The sequence below is a fragment of the Nostoc sp. DSM 114167 genome (assembly GCF_052692655.1).
The window spans coordinates 3,625,992-3,650,062 of sequence record NZ_CP195116.1; the positions used below are offsets into that span (position 1 = coordinate 3,625,992).

The window sequence follows — 24,071 nt, forward strand, 5'->3', positions numbered from 1 at the left end:
TTTAGCCGCAATTTCTATTTTTTAATTGATTGGATAAGCCCTCTATTTCCGCCCAATCGCTATTACTAATACACTTGCCACTACAGCCAGTGCCGCAAGCGATTTCGCATTCGCTCAATGATTTGTATATCCCTGGTGTGTTGTAGGTAGATTTTTTTATGCAAGCGCCATTAATGCAATCGTGAGGTAGTTGAGAATTATCCGGTTGGGATGGTGGACAAGAATTGGTGTAGTAAAGAAAAGCCACATCAGCGCAAGTATTTGTATTCGCTGCGCCTAGTATTTCACCAGTAGAGGGATCTCGTGCTTGAACCCAGAATTGAGCTACACCAGGGCAGGGACCAAAACCATTCCCTGCACTCACCATCTCACCAATCCAGTTGCCATCTGGAACATTAATTGAGTAACTCTGTGTAGGGTATGTTTGTCCCGCAGAGGGAGTTCCTGGGATAGCCGTTGCCGAATAATACACCGTTACAGTACAAGACATTAGTAATCGCCGGGGTTGATAGTAGAGCCAGTATCAGGTTTGGCGAGTGATATTGTTTTCTGATCTTGTCTGTAAGGTGTATTGTCAGTCCCTCTAGTTGTAAAACTAGAAAATCCATCCGTCACAATTAATGATTGGTCGATATTTGAATCGAAATTTGATTGTGTCAAATAGCTCTCAGCATTTTTTACAATTGCTACTAAATGCCCTTCAGCGGTTGCCGTGGTAGGAGTTGCCAAGCCTACTGCGACAAAAGCACTATCAGGAATAAATAAGCCTGATGTAGTGGTGGTAGCCCCAGATGCTAAACGTGTTGTACCAGTTCCAAAAACTTGACCTAAATTTGGTTCCATTTCAAATAAAAGCGGATTTAGATGTTGTGAATAAATCCGTTGTATTCGTTAGCCAAAAATAAGTAAATGTTCCACTTTTATGTAGAAGTGGAATATTCACTGATGCCGTGTATCCTTTGCTGGGAATAGGATTGAGCGAATATTTACTAATAGTGAATATTTAGGTAATTCCACTTTCACCTCTGATTCAGGTAAAAGCGGAATACGCGAAGTTTATTTTTTACGTCTATGGCAAAGAGTAACAGAAAAGGAAAAGCCGCCGTAATTACAAACGCTGAATATTCCAAAGTCAGGCAACAAATTTTAACAGAAAAATACAAACTGCTTTTAGACATTGGATGGTTTACCGGCGAACGCTGGGGGGCTTTGGTGAAACTGAAAGTAGCCGATGTTTATCAGGAACCAGGTATTGCTAAAACCGATATCATTTTTCCTGCAATCATTAGAAAGCACAGGCCAGACGGGACAGCCGATGCCACAGAGATTCCAGTACATGCAATCTTGAAAGAGTCTTTGGAGCGATACAAACCAGCCACAAATAGCGAGTGGTTATTCCCGTCCCGGTGCGGAACTAAGCCGATTGTCTGGAAAAATGCCTACAACATTTTGATGGCTGCGGTGGAGAAAGCAGGGTATGAAGCGAAGGGAATATCCACTCACAGCATGAGACGGAGCTTTGTTAACCGATTGAGAAAGAATGGAATTCCAAAGGAAACTATTCGCACCTTCACCGGACACCGCGATAATAAAGGGCTTGACCCTTACTTTGAGATAGAGACGGATGAGAGAAGAGGCGCGATCGCAACTCTATGAACCCCAACCTGCTATTCCTCCAAATCGAAATCTTCTTCGAGCGCTTGCAGAAAGGGGAATATGACCATCCTGTGTATTTGGCTATGGCACTGGAGAATCTCACAAATCTTGCATGGGATGAAGTCGATCGGGTTTATCCGAATTTGGACAAAGCATGAAACGAGCGGATAAGCTTATATATCCTAAATTTCAAAAACAACTAGCAAGCGATCACACTTTCACCTCTGACCAAGTGCGATCGCTTTTTATTGGGCATTGGGCATTGGGCATTGGGAACAAGGGAGCAGGGGTAGCAATTGCAATTAAAGTAAAAACGCTGTATCCTGCCTTGACACAGGCCTTTCAAGAAACTTATATGGGGCAGCCGCCAGGGAAGAATAACACCAGCTGGCAACCAGCTTGGAACAATGGCAAGACCAAAACTATCCGTGTGCCGATTGCACTGGAGCATCACATTTTGGATTACGCTAGGGCTGTAGACTCCAAACTGTTAACTAATGAGTCTGCAAAAATCCCCATGCTGATAGGGGATTTCCTCGTGATAATTGACCGCTACATTGCTTGGAGAACTAAGAATTACCGATCCACACAGCTTTTTGCAAAGCCAGACATTACCGCTCGTACTTGGGATGAGTTGCGGAAGCTTCAGAATTTGCTGCGGGAGTCTCCCGAACTGTTGCAGGACTAAAGCTCTTACGGCATTTTTGACAAAACCACCTTTGTATTACTGTGTGGTCAGCCAGCTCGTAGCTACCGTTTTTAAAAATTAGTACTTGCTGATCGCAGATTGGGCATGGTGGGCGATTTGTGGTCATTCTTCCAGCCTCGGATCAAGTCCTTTATCTCAAATGGTAATTTACCATCTGCGATCGCAGTTTCCACAACTTCCCGGCGCTGGGTAGCCAAAGGCGATGCAGTGCTGCCACCCGAAATATGACAGTGGTGAATTTTCCGGCCCGACATCCAACAGTAGCGGTAATAGTTATGTTTGCTGTTGCCACGCTTGACCCAGTACTTCTCAACCCAATGAGTATGTTCGGAAGCAGGGGGGCAAGGGTCATCTAAGATACTTTGTTCGGGAGCAGATGTTTGTGTATCATGCTCCCGAACAAAGGAGCGGCGTAGGCGTAGCCCGTCGTAGACATCGCCCGTGGTTTTTTGCGAGTCCTTACTTACTAATGCAGAAACCTGTGTATCCTGCTCCCGAACAGTTGACTCCCACTGCTCCCAAGCTTGCTCGTAATCATCCAGATTTTTAAAATCGTCTGGGTCTGGTGGCTCGTCACTGTCATCAAAGAAAATTGTCAGTTGTCCGTTGTCACTTAACTTGCGGGGTACTTCCCCAAAGTCGGCCGGGTTCCATCTGGTTTCTGGCTCCTGATGTTCGGGAGCAGTTTCGATTTCATCCCAGTAAGGATCGTGAACGGTAATTTTCTTTTCAGTTGGTGCAACAGTCAACAGTGTTAACTGTCCCGGCACTTCAGAATTATGTTTCATAATGTTTTTGAAGTAATAGAATTCGCGGCCGCTGTAACGGCCGTTTTTTTATACATAGAAACTAACCAGATGGGAATAATTCATCCCACTCTGTAGAGTTCCCAAACATCTCAAGTAAACGGTTATAATTGCGCGGAAACTCCCACCAACGCTCGCGTAAACATCGCCGTATAAATCCTTCTGGATTAAAAATTTTATCTAAACTACCACGGAGATTAAACATTAAAAGTGCCAACTTTATTTCATTAGTTGGACGTTCAAGCACTTCTTTCTCTGTGGAGTCAAAATGTATACCCGCTTCTTCTAGAGTTTCCAAGTTGATATCGGAATTAGAATGCTGCTGCTGTATAGAACCCGGAACGAGAGACTTATGGTTTGAGGGGTCTGTTTTGTAACTTAAATTATGGTTTTGTAAGTTTTTTTCTCGCTTCTTTCTCGGTGGCTTCAACCACTCAAGGGGTCTTACAAGTAACTTAAATATCTTCCAACTGTACTGTTTAACGACTTGTATAACTCTGTGTTCTACTAGTTGGTCAAATATCTTTTTGAGATAATTATGTGAGTATCCTTTACCTCTTGCTTTGGCTACTGTGGCATTAAATTCTGATAAATCTGGTTCTATATCTTCAGCTATTGCACCCTGCCTCATTAGCCATTGCCAAAGTGATTTCGCAGCAGGGCAGATATGATGTTTGTAGCAGAATGCTTCATGTTCTTCCGTCCAAGGAAGTGAGTTTTTTTCTCTATTTTCTGGCATAATACTATTAGTTTGTTTTTCAGAAGGCCACCACGATCGCTAAATCTTTCGGTGGCTTTTTGGTTTTTTTTGATCAATTGCGAGTATTCTTTTGCTTGATATTCGCTGCTATCTCTTTTATGCGATCCACTAACTCAGGATTTTGCTTGAATAGGTTTGGCAGATCGGCTAAGACAAATGCTGTCAGCACGATCGCTTGATGCGGTTGCAGGTCTGAGTCAATGGTGCGGATGTAGCTGATGAGCTGGTCTAGCTCGTAGACGGCGAGGCTTCTAGCCCGAACTGCCTTTGATAAGAGTTTTGCTTTAGTCATTGGTCATTAGTCATTGGTCATTTGGCATTAGAAAACATTCCTCCCAGTGGTAAGTTGCCTCTGAGAGATTTCGCTCTACTAGCTGGTAAAGATGTCCTTTGCTGAAAATGAATTGGGGCAATTCAAGAACGCCGATTAATTCCCTTGTTTCAGCTATTTGTCCGGTACTGATTTTTAGAATCACTTTCATGCTTCGCACCTCGTAACATCTTCGTGGCGATCGCACTCCGAGTTGAAGTGAAGCGACACGCCACGAATAAAGCCGTTTACCCAAGAAGGCAAACGGCTTTATTCTTTATGCTCGGACGTTTCAGGAGAGATTAGATCGTATATCTCTTGCTTCAGCTCTTGAACTGCTTTTTTGAAAACTTCCTTGTGCTTCTTTGTTTCAAAAAGACGAATTTCTAAGTATTGTTGCTGTTCGTCAACGTAATCAAGATAAGCGTCTTCGATAAATTCGAGACGCTGGAGGACTTTGCCAGGAGTAGATTCTCCTCGCTTGATGTTTCCCCCAACAGAACTTTTCCCTGGGCTATATGTCGCAATAAGTCCGATCTTGTCAGTCCCATTGACTGAGCTATTGCGTCCATGCTCGACCAGTCTTGCGGACTCATCCTTACGTTGACGGTCTTCTCGTCTCCTGCTAATTTTTTTGGTCTTGCCATTATTTTGAGTCACTTGAGAGATAGCCTCATTTTATCTTTGCAAAACTTGTTTTGTATAGACAAAACCGTTGACAGGTTTTGTATTTGCATTATACTAACATTAGTTTAGCAAAGACAAAACTTTGCAACACAACTTACTCCCCAACGCCTAACCCTTTGCGTTGCAACCGGAGAAAGCACCCGCGCCTCGACCTTGCGCGGAAACACCCTGTATCTGATGCCAAGTAAAAAGGCAACCGCTACTCGCAAGCGATCGCCTTGTTTAATGCAAATGGAAATTTATCAATTATCAATGAGGAGATTTTACCAAATGAGCAAGCCGTTAGGCTACTACACCGCTTACACCCCCGGCGACAATTCACTTTTAGAAAGACTGCAAGAGGAGTATGGCAGCACATTTGAAAAAATGACCAAACGAGAAAAACTGGTTATTCTCACCGTTTTGGCATCACACATTGGTTGCCAGCTAGAGGGAGATGTTCGGGGGCAAATTTTTGATGTTGCAAAACAGATGAGAGATGAGCTTTCACTCTCCGACCAGGCAGGAATCATGGAAGCGATAATCTCTCAAATTCGTTGGGGGCAGAATGCAGAACCTATACACCACTCCTGAAGCAGCCAAGTTAACCAACATCCCAGAAAGTACCATTCGCAGTTGGTTACGCCGATATCCTGGGGTATTCCAGATCGACGTTCACGTTGCAATCGATGGCCACGGTCAGAAATTGTGGACTGAAGCGGGAATTGAACTGTTGCACAGCCGACGTGCAACTAAAGCTGCAACTGACGACGATGCAGAATTTGATGCAGAATCCGATGCACCCGATTTACTTGAATCGCTTCTGGAGGAGGATGCACAGCGACTAGCTAACGAATATTACCGACAGCTACCCGGTCGCACCTTGCAACGGATAAAACAGATGCGGTTTAATCCCACACCTGAACAACGCAAAATAGTCGAGTTGTCATTCCGCACAGCGCTCAACGCCGGAACAGAGCATCTACTCTTACCCACATATCAGCCGATGTTGCTAGAGGGAGGAGGGGGAGATGAAACAGACTAAGAAACAGCTTACCAGCAAGGTCGTACCATTCACCGGCGAATTTTACCCAGTTCCCGATCCTGAGCCGACGGCAGCCGGGAATAACATTGCAGCTTATTTAGTAATCGTTGCAGCTGCACTAGTCGCTGGTTTAAGCATGGGTGCGATGTCAACTTACCAAAGCGCGGATCAAGTGCAACTGCGCGAGATGAAAGCCCAAAGCCAGCAGTTAGAGAAAGTTAAGAGTCAGGTTTGTAATAGATAGGAGTAAACAATGGGAATCCTTGCACGAATTACCAATACTGGTAAGTCTTCTAGCGCGAATACAAATCAATCATCCCTTTCCACTGGGGGACATGGAATTGATAAAAATCAGGTGCTAGCCCCCACAGATCCAACTGTCATCAACCCGATGAATCCGGGAACTTGGCAGACCGTGAGAACCGCACCAATTAATGAAGCTCCCCGCTATTCCAACAAAGCTGAGGCTGATGCACTCAAGCGAGTTGCATCTCAAAAGAGAGAGGAAGCCCGTCAGGCTAAACGCGCTTACAAATCACTCATAAGCCTTGAACAATCTGATGCACAGGTACACACTGCCCATCGTAAATACATTAAGGGAGTGGCGGACAATGAACTGACTAAGAAACGCGCCGATGCAGCCACAGCCAGACATTTGCATACACTCAGACCAGAATACGCAAAGTTAGGTTTTGGTCTAGACCGCGCCGAAAACAAAGCACAGCAACGGATTGACGAACTCAAAGCCAAGGTCAAGGAAAAATACTAATGGCAAAGGCGGTACACCTGGGGGCTTGGTTCCTTTTGGGGTGTATCGCCTCTAGCTTTGTGGCTTGGCTAGGGGCGCTGCATCCTGCTTTGTTTCGTGTGATGTGGGTTGTCTATATTATGTCCGGCGCTGGGCTGGCTATCGCCTTGCTCACAGATGATGCTGTTAGGCCCTTTCTCAAACTGTCTGAGCCGGATTATTACGCCTTGCTGATTGCGATCGCAGTTTCGATTGTCTTGGGAGGGCTTATTACATGGCTGATAGGTGGTTAAAAACCAACTGCTTGCTGGCTGGTACGATAGCTTTTTGGTTGACTGCACTTTCTCCAGTTCCCGCGATCGCAAAGGGAGTTAGCTATAGCTTGGCGCTAGTTGCGTCGGTGCAACTTGTCCAGGAGTCACGCCGACTGATTGTGCAAGATGCCCGTCGTGCAGCGCTTGCAGCCATGAACCAAGAACTAGAACAAACAGAATTTGCACTGCACACGCAACAGCAAGAACAAGCGCTCTACGAAAGCTATAGCGATGCACCGTCTTACCCTAAGGAAGTCAAAGAGGAACTAACCACTAGCCTGGAACACTTATATAGGGAGCCGAGCGCGGAACGGAACGGCGAGACTTCCGCTTCCACTTCCGATGACAAAGCCTTCTATTTAGCTGTGAAGTCACTACTGGAAGTTAGAGGGGAGACTTATGTGATTGAGCAAATTTTGAAGATGGGCGGCCGCCGATGGGAGGAGGGAAAGCGGCGATTGCAGCAGATATTGCAGCAAGGCAGGGAGGAGGAGTGGGACTAATTCAAAAGCCATCGCGGCAGGAGGATTGCGATCGCAATTAATCGATCCAAACACTTGAAACAGGACTTGTAAAACATATCACATTCATCATGACTAAAAACATAGAATTCATTACTTTTTACGATTTAGACAGAGAAAACAAACATGGCTTCTCTTCTAAAGATATTCCAGCCAACGAACGAACTTTAATACTTAAAGAGCAAATTATTCCTGGTGCATTTGGCTATCCAGATATGTATATCCGGCACATGAAATTAAGATACGGTAATCAAGATTACCCGATAATTTGCATGACCGATTATGAGCTTGATGAAGTTAAGAGATTAGAAATTATTGCGGGTGCTGTAAAGTTCTTAGAAGGATCGGGAGTTTAATGTTTGGATTCGATGGTGATACCAAAGGATTGAAAACTATTCTCAAACGAATTGCCAGCAACGATGATTCAGGAAAACTAACCCACAAAGAAGTAAGAGCTTATGCAAGGTGTATGCTTGCAATTTTTGAATTCCTGAGAATAGATACAGAGTTAGAAGCAGAATTCAAAATTTTGCTTGCAGCGCTTTCTGGAAGCGGCATTCCTCATTACGATCGCTCTTTTATAGCTTCAAAACTATTGGAATTAATCGAGCGAAACGACAAATTAAAAATTGAACAAATCTCAAACGAGCATTTTTAAAATGACTAAAACTTCAAATATTCCAGAGCCAGATCCAAGTTGGGACTATTACGTTACCTGGCACAAATTATTAAAAGCTAAATCCCAACTCGATAAATTAATTAAAGACGTTTCTGAATACGAAGAAGAAACTGTTACTCAAAATGAATATTTTGAAGAGCAGTTATCAAAAATCCTCAAAATCTTAAACTCGACACTGCCAAAAATCGAGACTGAGTAACCGCCTGATGAATCGCAATTGTTGCGATCGCGCTACGGCGCGGGCTACCTGACACAGTAGCCGAAACGGTGGCTTTCTCCACCGTCGCGGGTTGTGTCCAAAGCAATCCGCCCCACTGTTTCTAGGGAGTGGGGCGTTAGAAGTGAATTGCACACCCAAAAAGTGGGGTGTTGTTTCTTTCAAGCGCAACCTTCCTAGAACTACCGGGTTAAACCCAGCGTTAAGAGTGAATCGCGCCCAACTAGAAGGTGGGGTGTTAGGGGATTCAAGCGTCAAAACTGGGTTTTCAAATCAATTCGTGTGCCACCACGAATACTAAAAACCCCAATTCTCGGCAGAACCATGACAATTAAATCAATTACATCTTTGGGCGTTGATGTTAGTAAATCAAGCGTCACTTGCCACATTTTAACACAATACCCATCAGGGGGTTTGAAGAATTATTGGCAAAAAACTAGAACTTCTTCTAATAAATTATTTCCAAGTTTCTACTCTAGTCCTAACCCAAAAACTAATCAAAAATCAGCTTTTGATTTTGCTGATTATGTAAGAAATAATAATCCTGATGTCGCCATTTTGGAGCCAACAGGCAATCATTATTCACGTCTTTGGGCACGAATTCTAGAAAGCTTAGAAATTAAGATCCTCTGGGTTGGACACGTTGAACTCAAGCGTTATCGCGGTGGTAAAAACCTACCCAATAAATCCGATGCCGCCGATGCTTTGGCTATGGCTGCCTACGCTGTAGACCAGGAAAATTATTTAGAAACTGGAGAACTCAACGGGCGTCAGTTTCTAATGCACCGTCCCGAACCGATTAACCAATTGCGGGAACTGGTACAGCAACTCGAACACCTTAACCGCGTTCAGTCGCCAATTATCAACTACACCCGTCAAGCGCTGGCCTGGCAGTTTCCTGAGAAAGCACACAGTAAAACTGAAAGCACCAAGCCGGGAAACGTACCCCCGTTATGGGGTTGGCTAGCGCAGCGCCAAAGCGAGGTACATCCACCCAGCTACAAATCGATAACCAAAATATACCAACAGTCAATCGCGGTACAACTTGGGCTAGAAATAGACCCAATTGTCAGGCTTCATGCTGATTGGTTATGCGATATTGACTTAGAGGAGCAACGCTTAGAAGCTTTGCTCAAGCCTTTGATCAACCACGAGCAATTCAAAACCTACAACCAGGTCTTCGACGGGTTTAATTTTGGCCTGAGAATTCGGGCCCGGCTGCTCAGTCGAATTTATCCATTTGAAGCGTTTTTGACCAACGGCAAACAGTTAATTGAGCGAGAGGTCAGGGAAGTAAAGAAAAAGGAGGTCAGCCGCGAACATGGTAAATCTGTAGTCAAGTTTCTCCCTGGTGACGTGAAGCGGGTTAAACGCAACCGCAGCCGCGACGGTTTCAAACTGAGGCTGGGCATGGGTACTGTCTTAGAGCAGTCCGGCGATAAGCTAGTTGAGAAAGGTAGTGGTAGTGCCCTTTGCCGAATGAACTTTTGGCAATATGTAATTACCAAAATCGAAATCAACGGTCGATTGCCCAATAATCCCATTGGTGAGGAAATTGAACTTTATAAAGAAACCCTCAAAAGTAAGGTTGATGCTTCCGGTAAGCAGTTGCTTAATGGTAAGCACTTGCAGGCAAAGTTAGGTTCTAAGGTTGCCAATATGTTGTTTCGGGAGTTGACAAGAGCGATCGCGGTTAAGTTATCCACTGAGTAATTAAAATTTTCCCGTCAAAACTTTAAACTATTGAGAGGTTGTTCAAATCCCTCAATAGTTTAGAGTGAACGTTTCGGATTGATGGAGTATTTTTACCTCCAGCTGATGCAGTTTCCAAAACCGTCTTTTTTGCTGAAGTCCAGTTTCAGAAGGACGAAGACTTATATCACCGCTTCTTCAGCGAATTGTTTTTGTTTCTCTACCGCAACTCTATTCGTTACGATGACTGGTTTGGGGTAATAATTTTTGCTTCTCGCAGTCTGGAACCTTCTTCCTCTTTGATTCACCGCGCTTTGTTGGAAAGTGGTCAAGTCAGGCGGGTTTATCTGGATGAGTTAGGGGATTTGCGAGAACAACCCTTGGGATTGGGTTTGATGTTGCTGACAAATGTTACTTCGGAAACGGAAGCAGTGGAAGGGGCGCGGTTTTTGCTGGAACAAGCACGGCAACAATCAGAGCAAGCGATAATTGATTTAATAACGACGATTATTGTCTACAAGTTTTCTACCTTAAGTCGAGAGGAGATTCAAGCGATGTTAGGACTGAATTTGGAAGAACCACGGGCTATTCTGGAAGCGAAGGAAGAAGGGCGAGAGGAAGGCGAAAGAGCGATCGTTTTACGACTATTAAATCGGCGCGTAGGTAATATTCCTGATGCGCTTCAGTCCCAGATTCAAGGGTTATCGGTCGAACAGTTGGAAGCTTTAGGTGATGCTTTGTTGGATTTCTCTACTCTTGCTGATTTGGAAGGGTGGTTACAAGGTCAACCTACAGGGTAAATTCCACGCACAAGAGAAAGGCGATCGCACCCGATAAAATATCTCATAGCTACAAATTTGAGGCTGGAAGACACGCGGGTATATCAGGAAGCGGTGGGAGAAAGAGTGCGATCGCTCCTCCTGCAACTGTTAAAACGACTATTTGATGAAATTGCTGAGGAACTGTGGAAACGTTAGCTTTGGCATTATTGGAATTGAGATTGCGATCGCTGACTTGGAAGGGTAGTTACAAAATCAATCAGTAAATTACTGAGTTAATTTTCTCGCTTTTCTAATATCTTGAAGCCTCATATTCTCAGCAATAAGCTCTTGAGCGCGAGCTTGAATTTTTGCTAGACGTGCTGGTGGAAGTTTTTCCATTACATCACTTAGTTTTGTTGCCATAATTTCATTATCCTTTTTATTTCAGTTCATCGATATAAAAATAATATTACTGGGAATACTATTATTAGGATTTATTTTCTTAGTAAAAGGATTTAAATATATGGATGACCTTAAAATTTTACTAAATCGTGCCTCATTTGAGGAGAGGAAAGCATTGGCAGAGATTCTTAAGGCAAAACAACCAACAGCCGATTCTATCGTTGATCGTCTATGTGAAAAGAGTCAAGATGCTGTCAGTTATGTATTTAATGAAATATTTGATGATCGTCCAAGTTATCAAAAAATAGTTAGGCGTGCTGCTAAAAAGTTAAACATAAAATGTAGTAAATATGAATCTGCTAGTGCAATGGAGATCAAAATTGCACAGAAAGTTATGGAAACAATTTTGGAGAAAATGACCCCAGAGCAAAAGCAAGAAATAGAACAGCAGTTACGAAAAACAGCATCAAAATTTGATAAAGGAGGTGAATTATTAGGAAGTACTAGTATTTTTCTTGCTTTGACAGGCGCTCAATTGTCTGGTTTTGGTATTTACTTACTGGCTTCAACAACATTGGGTACACTTACCGGAGTAATAGGGGTTACTTTACCCTTTGTTGCTTATACAACAATGTCAAGTGCAATAGCTGTGATTATCGGGCCAGTTGGTTGGATAGGTGCAGGATTATTCACAGTATGGCAGTTGGCAGGCCCTAGTTATAAGAGAGTTATTCCAGCTATTCTTTATATTTGCGCCCTCAGAGCAAGATTGGATGGTGGTTTTGCTTAATTTTTTCTATACTTTCAAAATATGTGATTGTCTAGACTGATTGTTTTAGTTGGGGTTCATCTTTCAAATAAGCTTTAACTACAGAATGTATAGCTATTTCGCCTCAACCTTAATGACGAACATCTTTAACCTTAGTTATTTTGTTATCCACTACAACTACATACATTCCTCTAATAAGTAGATTTTGTACCATCCACTTGTCTTGAACTATAAACAATTCGTAACCGCTGCCTTTTACATATTCAGTAGCTTCTTCAACTGTTTTTCCAATCAAAATTCTTTCATCTATCATGACTTTTTGATTTTAATTTTCTAACGCTGAATTATTATCTTCACTTACAATATAGTTAAATTGCAATATTTGCGCCAAACTTCCGTAAATTATCCTGTCGCCACTTGGCATCTTTTTTCCGATTTGTCTGCAACTCTAAAACCCGAATTCCCTTAGCTGGAAGCGGGTTTAATCTTTGCTGTAATTGCTGCCAAGAAGTTATCAATTCATGCTGCACATTATAAGTGGCGCACAACTGAGCAAAATCAATATCCTGGGGAGTGCCAAAAAACTCTTCAAATGGTGGATCAAATTTTGCGATGGGTAACATTTCAAAAATCCCACCGCCATTGTTATTGATTAAGACAATCGTGAGATGTCCGACAAACTTATTGCGGATTAAAAAACCATTAGTGTCATGCAACAGAGCTAAATCTCCCGTTAAGATCACACTACTTTGCTGGCGATGGGCAATTCCTAAAGCTGTGGATAATGTGCCATCAATGCCATTTGCACCCCGGTTAAAGTACGATCGCACTCCTAAATTATTTGGTTTCCAGAAATATTCCACATCTCGCACAGGCATACTATTGGCAATAAACAGAGGCGTTTCTGGCGGTAAAATCTGAGAAATTAACCAAGCTGCTTTACTTTCAATGATTTCATCTATCTCCGCCATCGTCTGGTCAACAACTAACCTGACTTTACCTTCCGCATCGCACCATTGCTGCAAATAGTCTGAGGAGAAAGATAAATTTATCTCCTCTGCCTTTATCTCTTCTACAGATATCCGTAAATGCGTCGTCCTCCCGTGCAAAGGGTCAAGGTTTTGGTCACTAGGATCGATTACCCAGCGTCGCGGTTGGGCTGCATCTATCCAGCTACGTAGTTCTTTACTCGTAGGCATTTCTCCCACCTGAATCACCATTTCGGGCGCTAACTGCTTTGCTAGTTGCTGATTTCGCAAAATTAGATCGTAGGTGGAAATCAAATAAGGGTTGAGTTCGGCATAATTTCTGACTGGGGAGAGTCCCTCAGCTAGCACGGGCCATTTGAGAGTTTGGGAAAGATGCGCGATCGCTCTACAATATTCCTCTGGTTGCTGTGGTTGGGCAACACCTGCGATGATGATACCGCGATCGCATTCTTTCCATTCTTGGGGAATGGGGAATGGGGAATTGGGAATGGGGAATGGGGTAGTCCTTGTTATTCCTGCGAAAAATTCTTCTGGGTGAAACTGCGATCGCAAATAGCTCAAATCATTTCCATCAGGCAGAGGTGCTAAGGGATCGCGAAAGGGAATATTCAAATGTACTGGCCCCTTTGTAGGATTTTGCGCCCTTTCCCAGCTATGAATTACCGTTTGTCGCAGATAAGCTAGCATTCCCAGATCGGCACAGGGTAAGGCTAACTCTGTTTGCCAATTTGGGTAGTTTCCATATAATCTCAATTGATCTACAGTTTGCCCAGAGTGACAATCTCGCAATTCTGGCGGTCTATCGGTAGTTAATATCAATAGTGGGACGCGACTATACGAGGCTTCAATGACTGCTGAATAAAAATTTGCTCCTGCTGTACCAGAGGTGCAAACTAGTACTACAGGGCGTCCGGTTGCTTTAGCTTGTCCCAAGGCGAAAAAGGCGGCGGAACGTTCATCGAGAATGGAAATTGCTTCAATCTCAGGTGCTTGTTGAGCAAAGGCGATCGCTAAGGGTGTAGAGCGCGATCCGGGGCAAATAATAGCACAAGTCAATCCCAACCGCTTTAAAGTCTCTGTTAAAATATAAGCCCAAAGTTGATTAACATTCCTATAAGCGATCGGCATTAAATCAAACATAGCTATAAAACAATCTTAAATTTTAGATTTTGTCTAGGGAAATTCAATTTAAAATCCATCAATGCGGTGTTGAGTTCCATCACCGCCACGCGAGTTTCTGGGAAAGAAAATCTCCAAACAAACTTGCTGAACTTTCTACAAAATGCACAATTTGCTCTCAAACTTTTATGGACTGCATTCATTTAACGGGAATTCGCGGCTATGGCTACACTGGGTATCTACCAGAAGAACAGGTGCTAGGACAATGGTTTGAGGTGGATGTGAGGTTATGGTTGGATATCTCCACAGCGGCCAAGACTGACGCGATCGAGGACACTTTAGATTATCGCAGCGTCATTAGCTTGACACAACATCTGATCAAAACGTCTAAATTTGTTTTGGTGGAGAAATTGGTAACAACGATCGCAGATTCTATCCTCCAAGAGTGCGATCGTGTAACAAAAGTCCAAGTCACTCTCAGCAAACCTGCCGCACCTATTCCAGACTTTGGTGGCAAAATTAGCATTGAACTGACTAAAATCAAGTCCAACCTTTAATTCACAAAATGTGTTTTTTTCAATATCTATCAGATAGCAAAGAACGGGAGGTTTATGTGGAGCTTGGAAGTGTCTCACAATGAGAATCTTTCCTGCCATTGGCACCAGTACCTATTGATTACCAAAAAACTAAAAAATCCCGCGAGCGGCTGATGAACATTTAACTTACATATTTTCAGAGGAGAGGAATTGTGATTAAGTATTAACCAGAAGCTCTAGAGCTAGTATTTTATTTTTAAAATACGCTTAGTGGCGTGGCAAGGCTAAAATAGTGCATTAAAAATATCTCAGCTATTGATATTTGAGAAACATAACTAATTTTATCTTGCACATATTTAGGCTTACCATGCTATTACAATAATCTTGATATTTTTTAATTATGATTATTGTATTAACATTTCTAATTAATCCGAGTTGACTGTTAATTAAATATTTCAGATAGCTTTCGCCCGCAATCTAGACCTCATCTGATATAAAATATATTTGCAGGTAAAGCAGCATTAAACTTTTTAATTATAGGTGAAGATTAATTATTACTAATTAAGTGAATGTAGATTAATATATGACATCCAAGACACTCTAGATTTTTTGAAATATATTAAAGTAATCTGCCGTGATTTTATGATAAATTTTCTTGATTAATTTGTATATAGATATTATACTTAGTATTTATACTTTCCCAAGAAAAATTCTTGTATACATTTTAAAATCAGTTTTTGAGTGCTTGATAATTGCATTCTAATTTTAATTTGATGTTAGTAGCATCATATTAGCTACATAAATTAATCAAAATTAGTTTTGATAAGCATAGAAATTTCCGGAGATTAATAACATGATGCTATTTACTCATTAGTCAGTATTAATATCAAGCAAGAATACAGGATAGTTAGAGATTGTTTATGATAAGATAAGCACTTTTGACTTGAGTTGACACTTATAACAAGAATCTGAACCTTAGCAAACAGGTTATTGTAACATGTTCGCCCGCAAAATCCTAGTTGTTGAGGATGAAAAAAACCTAACCTCAAATATTAGAAAAAGTTTACAAAAATTAGGTTATTTAGTATCAGAAATAACTGAATATGGTGAAGAAGTAATAAAAAAGGTAGCAGAAACTCATCCACATTTAGTATTAATTGATATCTGTCTAGCTGGAGAAATAGATAATCTCCACGTAGCGGATATTATCCAGAATCACTTTCATGTGCCTGTAATATATCTAACAGAGTGTTCGGAATATCAAACATTACATAAAAATCAACTAAGTGAGCCTTTTAGTTACATAGCCAAACCATTTCTTGAAAGTGATTTACATTTTGTGATTGAAATGACACTGTACAAACATCAGACCAAAAAAATATTAGACGAAGAAAAACAGAGGTTGATGACAATTATTAATAGTATGGGTTGTGCAGTGATTGTTACCTATGCAAATGGTTGTATTGAAATGATGAATCCCATAGCAGAACTAATCACTGGTTGGAAGCAAAGTGAAGCGTTGGGGAAAGATTTAATAGAAGTAGTTAACTTAGTTAATAAAGATGTAGGAGAAAAAATTGAAAATTTGGCCACTTATGCAATCGAAGCAGGTAAAGTTTTTAATTTACCAGAAAACTGTACATTGATTACCAAAGATGGTAAAGAAGTAGCGATTGGGGATAATGTTGCACCTATCCGCGATCGAGATGGCAATATTACTGGCGCGGTTTTAGTTTTTCAAGACATTACTAAACGTAAGCAGACAGAGGCGCAACTGATCCGCAATGCATTTTATGATGGGCTAACAGAATTACCGAATCGTGTTTTATTTTTAGATCGGCTCAAACAAACTATTGAACGTAGCAAACGCAGAAGCGACTATTATTTTGCAGTTTTATTTTTAGATTTAGATGGTTTCAAAGAGATTAACGATCGCTTTGGGCATGGAATAGGGGATGATTTTTTAGTAGCGATCGCTAGACGTTTAGAGTCATGCTTACGTAGTGGCGATACTGTAGCACGATTTGGTGGTGATGAGTTTACTATTCTTTTGGAGGATATTAAAGACATTTCCGATGCTACCAATGTTGCCAAACGTATTCAAGACTCCTTAAGATTGCCAGTTAACCTGAATGGATATCAATTATCTGCTACCGCTAGCATTGGTATTACTTGGAATTTTAGTAATTATGAGGAGCCTGCAACTCTACTGCGGGATGCTGATATTGCGATGTACCAAGCTAAAAGGCAGGGAAAAGCTACTTATGCCATATTTAGTTAAGAATGGAATATGCCACTCTAGGCGCTACTAAGGTTATGGTATGAATCGAGAAGCCCGATAATTCTGTCATGGAAAAAACCGAAAAACAGAATTCAGGAGTCAGTAGCCCATTCTGAATTCTGCATTCTTCTTCAAAACTTATAACCTCTAGCAATCCAATAGAGCCAGTCTGCGATCGCTTCTTGAGTTTCACTGTCAACATCAATGGCTGCTATTTCAGATAATTTTGCAGAATATACATCTTCATCCTTACCATTAATATAAGCCACTTCGACAAACATATCTTTTAAGCACTCGTCATCTGGGGCCATTCCCAATACTTCCACTTGTTTCTCCTCGACAGCACCTGATTTGCGTCCCTTCTTAGTCCATGTAGCCAAAAAGGGAAAATTCAGAGTCTCTTCGAGGTAGTAGTACCAACCCATAGCTCGGTCTTCTTTGTCTTCGGCATCTACAACGATCTCCGTTTTAATGCGATGCTCTCGGTTTTCGTCGGCTTCAACACTAGGCATAAGATAACACTTTGCGTATAATTCATTTTGATAATACTACCAAAATGTTTCTAAAATCATACTTAAATATATCTATGATGTCCGCTTAATTACTTATTAACCTCCCAAAACCCCACCCTTTAATCCCCTGTTTGCAAACTCTTAGGGCCGGGTGGGGTGAAATGGCTGTGGGAATCATAACTAATTATCTGGAAACGATCTAAACTCTACAAAAAACCGCTTGTCATTGACAAACGGTTTTCTAGTTATTGTTCTTAAGGGGAACTTATTCGTTGCACTAAGATGCAAAATTTTTCAGAGATTAAACAAGTCTCAAATCAGGATAATTCGCTAACACATCATCAGATGTGAGGGTATCATTTTCAGCTTGCGGAGTCCAAAGAACTTCAATTGCTAGAAGCTTGTCGCTAGGAATACTACCAATTTGCCGTAAAGCTTGACGCAAATCATCAGCACTATTAATAGCTGTGGGGATTTCAAACTTACCTAGTGTCGCCGCCAGTAAGGTGACAACAATGTATTCACCAGGGCCTTCGGTAAATAGACGGGTGGGGTTGTCGAGTTCGCCAGCCGCAGGTAAAGCATCCTTGGCAAGGGCTGCTCTTAGCTGGTTGTTGACATTAGAAAGAGTTTCTTCGCTAAACTTGCTGCGTTCTGCCAGTGACAGGCGATTAAACTGACCTTCAGCTGAATTTAAACTGGCTTGTTGAGTGCCACCGCCTGCATATACAAAGTATTCCGGATGGCGGAGTAAAGCTAGACTGGCTTCTTGGAGAATTTCTGCTCTACCTTCGGGGGTGTTAGTATCAGCAGTTTCAGCAATGTGGTTGAGTTCATTTTGCAATTCACGGGCTTGAGCTAACAAACCTACTTGCAAACGAGTTACAGAAACAGGAGAGTTACTGCTGTAATCTGCTTCTGCTGTTTCACCGCTAGAGACGCGGCGGAAAGTTTGCAATAAGAAATTAGCGATCGCAAAGAAAATTAAGATGCTAAACAGACCACCAAATCCTCCGCCAATACCCCAGAAAGGAAGTAGGAAGGGAAAGCCAAAGCCACCACCAAAGCCACCACCATAACCACCGGGATAGTATCCGCCTCCGCCAGGAGGTGCATAAGTGCGCGGTGTATAGGTACGGCTAGAAGGCGCTCTAAAGGAGCCACCACCGATACGACCCCCACTGCGGGCTGCTAACGCGCCGTCAGCGTGACCAAGAGCCAAAGCTAACACCAAGCTTAGGGCTAGGAAGGTTTTGAACAGCGGTTTGATGGTTTGTTGTAGTTTTTTACGCATAAGACAATCGCTTGAAAAACGAAGTTATTATTTATGATTTCTCCCGATGGTGGGAGCAGTGTTCCAGGATCTTGCTAACGCTAGCCCGTAACAAGCAAGTTTGTAGCATTCACGTAGTATTACCTTTTAGAGGCTACATATTCAATTTACCGCGTCTTATCTTGGGTAAGTAGCGATCGCAGGGGGGATTTCTCGACTGGGGAACCGTACCTGAAGACATGTTTATTTTCCCAGAAATTGCGATGTCTACGATGGTCACTGACTTGTACTGAGCGCAGCCGAAGTAGCTTGTCGTACTCCTTTCCTGCGGAACGCTACGCGAACAAAGAAGCAAGCTAGCAAGAGCGTCTCCAAGAGTTGTGCGGGCTACGCCTACGGGCAATGGTTTGCTATGCCTCAGACTAGTTTCAGACTACAGTTTTGAATTATACAGATGATTTTAATTTTTAGTGATTATTTTGACTAATTTTTTAATCCTTCACTGAATAAGTACTACTTCTGAACTTATTTTATGATTCAATATTTAGCACGGACAAAACGCCTAGCTAGCACCAACAGCACTCATTAATACATTTGGAGGCTTCTAATTTACGTGTGCGTAGAAAGCTAGGAAGTGTCTGTAATCCTTATAATTTTTCACAATAGACATCATGTTGCGACTAAGTAGTTAGAAAAATTTTGGCATTTTGGCACAGGAGTTTAAGTGTTTAGGATATTTTATTAAACGTAGCTAAATTTCGGAATTTTCGCCGCAGATGTTTACTGAGCATTTTCGCTACAAGTATTAGCTTTGATTTTTTGTTCATTATGCACAGAAACTCTCAAAGAATGAGAAATGTGCAACAAAAATAAAATTAACACAATAAAAAACAATCTTTCTGGCTAATCTTCTGAAATAGGCTTCAAATTTGTCTACCAAATTCGTTTTAAAAGAAATAAAATAATAATGATGGCTTTGAAAGTAATTCTAATTGTAAATATTAAAAACTATTTGAAATATAGTCATCAACTTGATTATGGAACATATTTCTCAACTAACAGCCGAAATCAGAGACAAAGCTGCATACCCAGATATCCTAGTCATATCCCGGATCTTTCTACCGAAAGAAGCTGTAATTGGGGAATATATCTACAATCGTTGTCTGCAAGATCCAGAACGAATAATTGTACTGGCAGCTAGTTGCTCGGGAGATCGAGTATTTGATAAGAGTCAACAGTTTCCTGTGTATCGCTGGTATTATCCTAAATATTGGCGTAGTGGCTATGTGGGAAATATCCTAAAACCTTTGGTCAATATCGTTTGCTCATTTGTCCTAGCAATTAAACTCTATTTTCGCTATCACTATCGTTACATAGAGTGGGGCCACGGTTATGATTTCCCTTCACTGTTGCTATTGAGCTATTTGTTACCTATTCGCTTTTTTATCTATCTGCACGGCAACGATCTTCTTTGCACTTTACACAATCCCGTGCTGCGATCGCTATTTAAATTAACACTTCATAGAGCTGAAGGCATTGTTTGTAACAGTTCTTATACAAGAGATTACCTAAGAACTGCTTTCCGATTAGATACTCCTACCCACGTCATTAACCCCGTAATCAGACCAGAAAAATTTGGTAATAATGTAGCCAGTCCCAGTAGCCTTGATGATTTACGGGTTCGCGTGCGTCAGACGTACAACATTCCCGAAACAGCAATAGTGATTCTCTCCATCGGCAGGTTAGTAAAACATAAAGGTTTCGACCGAGTAATTGATAACATCCCAATATTGCTAACTTTTGGGGTCGATGTCCACTATATACTCTGCGGGCAAGGGCCAAGTGAGTCGGAACTGAAATCTCTGGCGCATCGTTTGCGAGTAGATAAACGCGTACACTTTGCTGGATATGTGCCAGAGCGGGAATTAGCAGGTTATTATGCAGCTTGCGACATATTTGCTATGCTGACTTTATCAGATACTAAACCTAATAATATGGAAGGTTTTGGTATGGCTTATTTAGAAGCAAGTTACTTCGGCAAGCCGATAATTGCCCCTCGTTTAGGTGGTGTTCTAGATACAGTTCAGCATGAAGAAAATGGGATACTGGTTAATCCCAATTCTGGTTATGAAGTTTTTCAAGCTTTCAATCGGTTGTGCAAAGACCAACAACTACGCGAGCAACTCGGTCGTAAAGGTAAAGAATTAGCCAAGCGTAGAACTCTCCATCGATCGCTTTATAAATAAGATGGAAAAAATGCAATTTGGGGAAATGATTTGATTAAATAAACAGGATTGAATCATCCAATTCAAAAAATACCAAAAAGGGCAATTTACTAAAAGTCATATTTCTGCATAACCTTTAACCAATTGCTTCATAAAAGAGCGAGATTACAGTGTAAAATCTCGCTTGTGATGCGATTAAATGTGCCATGAAAAATATCTGGTTTAACATAGAGCAATTCCTTCGGCGTTACGCAAAGCACCGAATGCAATCTTTCGTGTTTACAGTCATTGGATGTCTTGCTGTAGTTAGTGTGATTACCTTTGGGGCAATGTATGTTGTAGCTCAACCTGCTTCAACTTCCTCTGAACGTCCCGCTGTGAAAGCACCAAATTTCGGGCGACACTTTCAAGAATTTGGGCGTGAAGGCTCTATCTTGATTTACGACTCAAAAAATAACCGCATCTATGAACACAATCCTCAACGTAATGCAACTGCGATCGCTCCAGCTTCAACATTCAAAATTTTTAACGCGCTAGTAGCACTAGAAACAGGTGTAGTTCCTGATGATGTGGCGGTTCTCACTTGGGATGGAATTCACCGAGATTTTGATGCCTGGAATCATGATACAAATTTGCGTCAAGCCTTTAAAGATTCAACTGTTTGGTTCTATCAAGTACTGGCACGTAGGGCTGGATATGAACGGATGCAGCAATTTATTAATAAAGTAGGCTACGGAAACCGTCAGATTGGCACTGTTGCAGACATCGATCGTTTTTGGTTACAACCGCAGTTATTACAAATTACACCCAAAGAGCAAATTAAGTTTTTGCAACGGTTATATCAAGGCGATTTGCCTTTCTCACAACGGACAATGAATCTTGTCAAAGACATTATGGTACGCGAACAAACTCCAGACTACACACTGCGAGGAAAGACGGGATGGTTAACGAGTACTAAACCACATGTTGGTTGGTTTGTGGGTTATTTAGAGCAAAACAAAAACGTCTATTTTTTCGCAACAACCCTTGATATGCAAAAATCGGAAGATGCACCCGCCCGCATTGAGATTACACGACGTAGCCTTAAGGATTTGGGCTTGCTAGCTCAAATCAACTAACCACCACCAACAATAGTTACCACTTCTAAGCGATCGCCTGGTTGCACTTTTGTTTGCGGCCAAAATTGTCGGTGTAAAATTTCGCCGTTATACTCCACAGCCACCAAGCGGGGGTTAAAACCCAACTCTTGAAGCAAATCGGGTAAAAAAGTTTGAAACGAACAGTTATGGGTTTCCCCATTTACCTGAATCGTAATCTCATTAGACATAATATGTGGGAACTGGGGGCTAGAGAATGGGGTATTTGGTATTGGTTACTTACTTTGGACAAATGACAAATGACAAATGACAAATACTTCTCTACGAGAGGCTGCGCCAACGACTTCGCTCAGTACAAGTGACAAATGACAAATGACAAATGACTCTTTTAAAGTTCTGGTTTAATGCGATTGAGTTGAGAGAGCAAATATTGCGTTACTAGGGTAGGCTGTTCGGCTTGCATGAGCGATCGCACCACCGCTACACGTTCGGCTCCAGCATCGATCGCATCATTGATATTATTGGCATCTATTCCCCCAATCGCAAACCAGGGAATTGAGCAATTTTTGGCGGCATAGCTGACATATTCTAGCCCTGTTGCTGCCTTACCTACTTTCGTGGGAGTTTCATAAACTGGCCCTACGCCAATATAATCTACACCTTCAGCAATTGCTGCTTGCATTTCTTCTTTATTTGTGGTAGATAGACCGATCAGACGTTGCGAACCCAGTAATTGCCGAGCAACAGCAATAGGCATATCTTGTTGTCCCAGATGCACGCCATCGGCATCGACCGCTAAAGCTACATCCACGCGATCGTTAACAATAAACAAAGCACCGTAGATGTGGCATAACCGCCGTAATTTTCTCGCTTGTTCTAGACGCAAAGAATCATCGGCGGTTTTGTCGCGGTATTGTAAAAGCGTTAATCCGCCTTTGAGTGCAGCTTCGACAGTGTTCAACAAATTTTCACTAGGGGAAGTCACAAGATACAAACGCGATCGCCACAACAATTGATGGCGCTGATGACCCATTAAACTACTTTCTAGGGTATAAACCTGATAGCGCATCTGTTTACAAGCTTTAGCCATACTTGGCTGAAAAAGCTTACTGTATTCTTCCAACACCCGTAATGCTTCTTCTATCCGGCAAAAGTTAGCTTGCAAAACCGATTTTATACTAGCTCGTTGTTCTTCTTGAGGATGGGTTAACTCAGTCCCAAGATCGCCTGGTGTATCTCGCGCCGCCCGTAATTCTGGGGTATGCCACTTGGCTACTTCTTGTCGCAGCCGCTTGCATTCAAGAGCCAACTGGGCATTATTCAAACCAAATCGGCACCATTCCTCGATAATTCGCAAGCCCTCACGAGCGCGGTCTAAATTGGCATCTAAAATGCGGTAAACAACTTGCTGTGTTTGCTCTTTTTGGCTGTATGGCTCGACCATCACAACAACCCCATTAGTGCTTTCATCGAAGTGTGAATTATCATAAGTCCTAGTAACCATAAGTTAAATAAGATTGCTTTTTTTTACTAATTTTTGCGGAATCTACGCAAAATAACGTAGTAGTGAGGGTTACGGTAAATTATCCCATGTTCCTATAGACAGTGATAAGGGTAGTTTGAGGCTACAGTTTCGCACTGAGCTTAGTCAAGTGTTTTACGATAGACAACGAGCTTACAAAAGACTGGCAAAAGGGAATACACCAGAAAATTCACAAAAGTCCTCCAAAAGAGGACTAAACAAGAAATTTAGTTTAGTCCTCTAAAAGAAGCCTTTAGAGGTTGTTTGAAAAGTGGTTTGCTGTGATTTTAGACACTTATCGATCCCCCCTAGCCCCCCTTAAAAAGGGGGGAATTAGAATCAAAGTCCCCTTTTTTAAGGGGGATTTAGGGGGATCTAAAACAATTTGATACATCATTAGGGACTTTTCAAACATCCTCTTAGCTATCAGCCCGGAACTTTAGTTCCGGGCGGGATATTTGC

At 41.9% G+C, this 24,071-nt stretch carries 33 protein-coding genes and 1 pseudogene; 19 read left to right on the forward strand and 15 right to left on the reverse strand.

The features are described from left to right. Position 1: 1 nt before the first annotated feature. Together NSTC731_RS15495 and NSTC731_RS15500 are read right to left on the reverse strand one after the other, a co-directional pair. The gene (locus NSTC731_RS15495) at positions 2–490 is read right to left on the reverse strand and encodes a hypothetical protein (RefSeq protein WP_445631562.1); all 489 of its coding nucleotides are present in this window, start codon (positions 488–490) and stop codon (positions 2–4) included. After that, positions 490–843: a hypothetical protein gene (locus NSTC731_RS15500; RefSeq protein ID WP_445626457.1), complete on the reverse strand. Its 354-nt coding sequence runs from the start codon at positions 841–843 to the stop codon at positions 490–492. Before NSTC731_RS15500 ends, NSTC731_RS15495 begins: the two co-directional genes overlap by 1 nt. Before the next feature lie 228 nt (positions 844–1,071). On the opposite strand from NSTC731_RS15500, the gene NSTC731_RS15505 reads away from it, so the two are divergent. The 3 genes from NSTC731_RS15505 to NSTC731_RS15515 are packed head-to-tail and all read left to right on the forward strand — an operon-like array spanning position 1,072 to position 2,344. Continuing rightward, positions 1,072–1,656: a tyrosine-type recombinase/integrase gene (locus NSTC731_RS15505; RefSeq protein ID WP_445631563.1), complete on the forward strand. Its 585-nt coding sequence runs from the start codon at positions 1,072–1,074 to the stop codon at positions 1,654–1,656. Continuing rightward, a complete protein-coding gene (locus tag NSTC731_RS15510) occupies positions 1,653–1,814 on the forward strand; it encodes a hypothetical protein (RefSeq protein ID WP_445626629.1) in 162 nt (53 codons plus the stop codon). Before NSTC731_RS15505 ends, NSTC731_RS15510 begins: the two co-directional genes overlap by 4 nt. Further along, entirely contained in the window at positions 1,811–2,344 is a 534-nt protein-coding gene (locus NSTC731_RS15515; RefSeq protein WP_445631564.1) for a hypothetical protein, read from the forward strand. Before NSTC731_RS15510 ends, NSTC731_RS15515 begins: the two co-directional genes overlap by 4 nt. Positions 2,345–2,415: 71 nt before the next feature. On the opposite strand, the gene NSTC731_RS15520 is transcribed toward NSTC731_RS15515, so the two are convergent. The 5 genes from NSTC731_RS15520 to NSTC731_RS15540 form a co-directional block, all read right to left on the reverse strand. Next, entirely contained in the window at positions 2,416–3,153 is a 738-nt protein-coding gene (locus tag NSTC731_RS15520; RefSeq protein ID WP_445631565.1) for a hypothetical protein, read from the reverse strand. Positions 3,154–3,214: 61 nt separating this feature from the next. Then, positions 3,215–3,910 carry a hypothetical protein gene (locus NSTC731_RS15525; protein WP_445631566.1) on the reverse strand — a complete coding sequence of 232 codons (696 nt, stop codon included), beginning with the start codon at positions 3,908–3,910 and terminating at the stop codon, positions 3,215–3,217. Between the two features lie 73 nt (positions 3,911–3,983). Further along, positions 3,984–4,223, reverse strand: coding sequence for a hypothetical protein (locus NSTC731_RS15530; RefSeq protein ID WP_445629062.1), 240 nt, complete (start codon positions 4,221–4,223; stop codon positions 3,984–3,986). A gap of 10 nt (positions 4,224–4,233) precedes the next feature. Next, positions 4,234–4,413, reverse strand: coding sequence for a hypothetical protein (locus NSTC731_RS15535; protein ID WP_445629063.1), 180 nt, complete (start codon positions 4,411–4,413; stop codon positions 4,234–4,236). 98 nt (positions 4,414–4,511) lie between these two features. Further along, a complete protein-coding gene (locus tag NSTC731_RS15540) occupies positions 4,512–4,901 on the reverse strand; it encodes a hypothetical protein (protein WP_445631567.1) in 390 nt (129 codons plus the stop codon). Between the two features lie 204 nt (positions 4,902–5,105). On the opposite strand from NSTC731_RS15540, the gene NSTC731_RS15545 reads away from it, so the two are divergent. The 9 genes from NSTC731_RS15545 to NSTC731_RS15585 all read left to right on the forward strand — a co-directional run bounded on the left by NSTC731_RS15545 (position 5,106) and on the right by NSTC731_RS15585 (position 8,413). Next, positions 5,106–5,501 carry a hypothetical protein gene (locus NSTC731_RS15545; RefSeq protein ID WP_445631568.1) on the forward strand — a complete coding sequence of 132 codons (396 nt, stop codon included), beginning with the start codon at positions 5,106–5,108 and terminating at the stop codon, positions 5,499–5,501. Then, a complete protein-coding gene (locus tag NSTC731_RS15550; RefSeq protein WP_445631569.1) occupies positions 5,476–5,952 on the forward strand; it encodes a hypothetical protein in 477 nt (158 codons plus the stop codon). Before NSTC731_RS15545 ends, NSTC731_RS15550 begins: the two co-directional genes overlap by 26 nt. Then, positions 5,939–6,196 (forward strand): hypothetical protein, encoded by a 258-nt coding sequence (locus NSTC731_RS15555; protein ID WP_445631570.1) that lies wholly within the window; start codon positions 5,939–5,941, stop codon positions 6,194–6,196. Before NSTC731_RS15550 ends, NSTC731_RS15555 begins: the two co-directional genes overlap by 14 nt. A 9-nt stretch (positions 6,197–6,205) precedes the next feature. Next, positions 6,206–6,721, forward strand: coding sequence for a hypothetical protein (locus NSTC731_RS15560; protein WP_445631571.1), 516 nt, complete (start codon positions 6,206–6,208; stop codon positions 6,719–6,721). Continuing rightward, positions 6,721–6,993, forward strand: a complete 273-nt coding sequence (locus NSTC731_RS15565) for a hypothetical protein (protein ID WP_445631572.1) — start codon at positions 6,721–6,723, stop codon at positions 6,991–6,993. Before NSTC731_RS15560 ends, NSTC731_RS15565 begins: the two co-directional genes overlap by 1 nt. Continuing rightward, positions 6,975–7,517, forward strand: coding sequence for a hypothetical protein (locus NSTC731_RS15570; RefSeq protein WP_445631573.1), 543 nt, complete (start codon positions 6,975–6,977; stop codon positions 7,515–7,517). The genes NSTC731_RS15565 and NSTC731_RS15570 overlap by 19 nt, the downstream gene beginning before the upstream one ends. A gap of 89 nt (positions 7,518–7,606) precedes the next feature. Beyond that, a complete protein-coding gene (locus NSTC731_RS15575; RefSeq protein WP_445631574.1) occupies positions 7,607–7,891 on the forward strand; it encodes a hypothetical protein in 285 nt (94 codons plus the stop codon). Further along, a complete protein-coding gene (locus NSTC731_RS15580; RefSeq protein WP_445631575.1) occupies positions 7,891–8,193 on the forward strand; it encodes a hypothetical protein in 303 nt (100 codons plus the stop codon). Before NSTC731_RS15575 ends, NSTC731_RS15580 begins: the two co-directional genes overlap by 1 nt. 1 nt (position 8,194) lies before the next feature. Next, complete coding sequence (locus NSTC731_RS15585; RefSeq protein WP_445631576.1) at positions 8,195–8,413, forward strand: hypothetical protein; 219 nt, start codon at positions 8,195–8,197, stop codon at positions 8,411–8,413. Here NSTC731_RS15585 and NSTC731_RS15590 read toward each other — a convergent pair. Next, entirely contained in the window at positions 8,378–8,689 is a 312-nt protein-coding gene (locus NSTC731_RS15590; protein ID WP_445631577.1) for a hypothetical protein, read from the reverse strand. The two genes, NSTC731_RS15585 and NSTC731_RS15590, sit on opposite strands and share 36 nt — an antisense overlap. Before the next feature lie 66 nt (positions 8,690–8,755). On the opposite strand from NSTC731_RS15590, the gene NSTC731_RS15595 reads away from it, so the two are divergent. After that, on the forward strand, positions 8,756–10,144 hold the full coding sequence (locus NSTC731_RS15595) for an IS110 family transposase (protein WP_445631578.1): 1,389 nt from the start codon (positions 8,756–8,758) through the stop codon (positions 10,142–10,144). Between the two features lie 71 nt (positions 10,145–10,215). Next, a pseudogene (locus NSTC731_RS15600) lies at positions 10,216–10,923 on the forward strand (DUF2887 domain-containing protein); the annotation flags it as partial. Positions 10,924–11,169: 246 nt separating this feature from the next. On the opposite strand, the gene NSTC731_RS15605 reads toward NSTC731_RS15600, so the two are convergent. Continuing rightward, a complete protein-coding gene (locus tag NSTC731_RS15605; RefSeq protein ID WP_445631579.1) occupies positions 11,170–11,307 on the reverse strand; it encodes a hypothetical protein in 138 nt (45 codons plus the stop codon). Between the two features lie 100 nt (positions 11,308–11,407). Between NSTC731_RS15605 and NSTC731_RS15610 the strand changes: the two genes are divergently transcribed. Beyond that, entirely contained in the window at positions 11,408–12,076 is a 669-nt protein-coding gene (locus NSTC731_RS15610) for a hypothetical protein (protein WP_445631580.1), read from the forward strand. 109 nt (positions 12,077–12,185) lie between these two features. Here the strand turns inward: NSTC731_RS15610 and NSTC731_RS15615 are convergent, their stop codons facing one another. Together NSTC731_RS15615 and menD are read right to left on the reverse strand one after the other, a co-directional pair. Next, a complete protein-coding gene (locus tag NSTC731_RS15615) occupies positions 12,186–12,368 on the reverse strand; it encodes a hypothetical protein (RefSeq protein ID WP_445631581.1) in 183 nt (60 codons plus the stop codon). A gap of 55 nt (positions 12,369–12,423) precedes the next feature. After that, positions 12,424–14,184 carry a 2-succinyl-5-enolpyruvyl-6-hydroxy-3-cyclohexene-1-carboxylic-acid synthase gene (gene menD / locus NSTC731_RS15620; RefSeq protein WP_445631582.1) on the reverse strand — a complete coding sequence of 587 codons (1,761 nt, stop codon included), beginning with the start codon at positions 14,182–14,184 and terminating at the stop codon, positions 12,424–12,426. Positions 14,185–14,351: 167 nt separating this feature from the next. Here menD and folB point away from each other — a divergent pair, with 167 nt between their 5' ends. Together folB and NSTC731_RS15630 are read left to right on the forward strand one after the other, a co-directional pair. Further along, positions 14,352–14,720, forward strand: coding sequence for a dihydroneopterin aldolase (gene folB / locus NSTC731_RS15625; protein WP_335006609.1), 369 nt, complete (start codon positions 14,352–14,354; stop codon positions 14,718–14,720). A 976-nt stretch (positions 14,721–15,696) separates the two neighbouring features. Continuing rightward, positions 15,697–16,980, forward strand: a complete 1,284-nt coding sequence (locus NSTC731_RS15630) for a diguanylate cyclase domain-containing protein (RefSeq protein WP_445631583.1) — start codon at positions 15,697–15,699, stop codon at positions 16,978–16,980. A 131-nt stretch (positions 16,981–17,111) separates the two neighbouring features. On the opposite strand, the gene NSTC731_RS15635 is transcribed toward NSTC731_RS15630, so the two are convergent. Both NSTC731_RS15635 and NSTC731_RS15640 read right to left on the reverse strand, forming a co-directional pair. After that, on the reverse strand, positions 17,112–17,492 hold the full coding sequence (locus NSTC731_RS15635) for a calcium-binding protein (RefSeq protein WP_445631584.1): 381 nt from the start codon (positions 17,490–17,492) through the stop codon (positions 17,112–17,114). 301 nt (positions 17,493–17,793) lie between these two features. Beyond that, positions 17,794–18,786, reverse strand: a complete 993-nt coding sequence (locus tag NSTC731_RS15640) for a DUF1517 domain-containing protein (protein WP_445631585.1) — start codon at positions 18,784–18,786, stop codon at positions 17,794–17,796. A 1,016-nt stretch (positions 18,787–19,802) separates the two neighbouring features. On the opposite strand from NSTC731_RS15640, the gene NSTC731_RS15645 reads away from it, so the two are divergent. Further along, positions 19,803–21,011: a glycosyltransferase family 4 protein gene (locus NSTC731_RS15645; RefSeq protein ID WP_445631586.1), complete on the forward strand. Its 1,209-nt coding sequence runs from the start codon at positions 19,803–19,805 to the stop codon at positions 21,009–21,011. 242 nt (positions 21,012–21,253) lie between these two features. Further along, a complete protein-coding gene (blaOXA, locus tag NSTC731_RS15650) occupies positions 21,254–22,108 on the forward strand; it encodes a class D beta-lactamase (RefSeq protein WP_445632106.1) in 855 nt (284 codons plus the stop codon). On the opposite strand, the gene thiS is transcribed toward blaOXA, so the two are convergent. Continuing rightward, positions 22,105–22,317: a sulfur carrier protein ThiS gene (gene thiS, locus NSTC731_RS15655; protein WP_445631587.1), complete on the reverse strand. Its 213-nt coding sequence runs from the start codon at positions 22,315–22,317 to the stop codon at positions 22,105–22,107. The two genes, blaOXA and thiS, sit on opposite strands and share 4 nt — an antisense overlap. A gap of 158 nt (positions 22,318–22,475) precedes the next feature. Continuing rightward, the gene (locus NSTC731_RS15660; protein WP_445631588.1) at positions 22,476–23,531 is read right to left on the reverse strand and encodes a thiamine phosphate synthase; all 1,056 of its coding nucleotides are present in this window, start codon (positions 23,529–23,531) and stop codon (positions 22,476–22,478) included. Between the last annotated feature and the right edge of the window lie 540 nt (positions 23,532–24,071).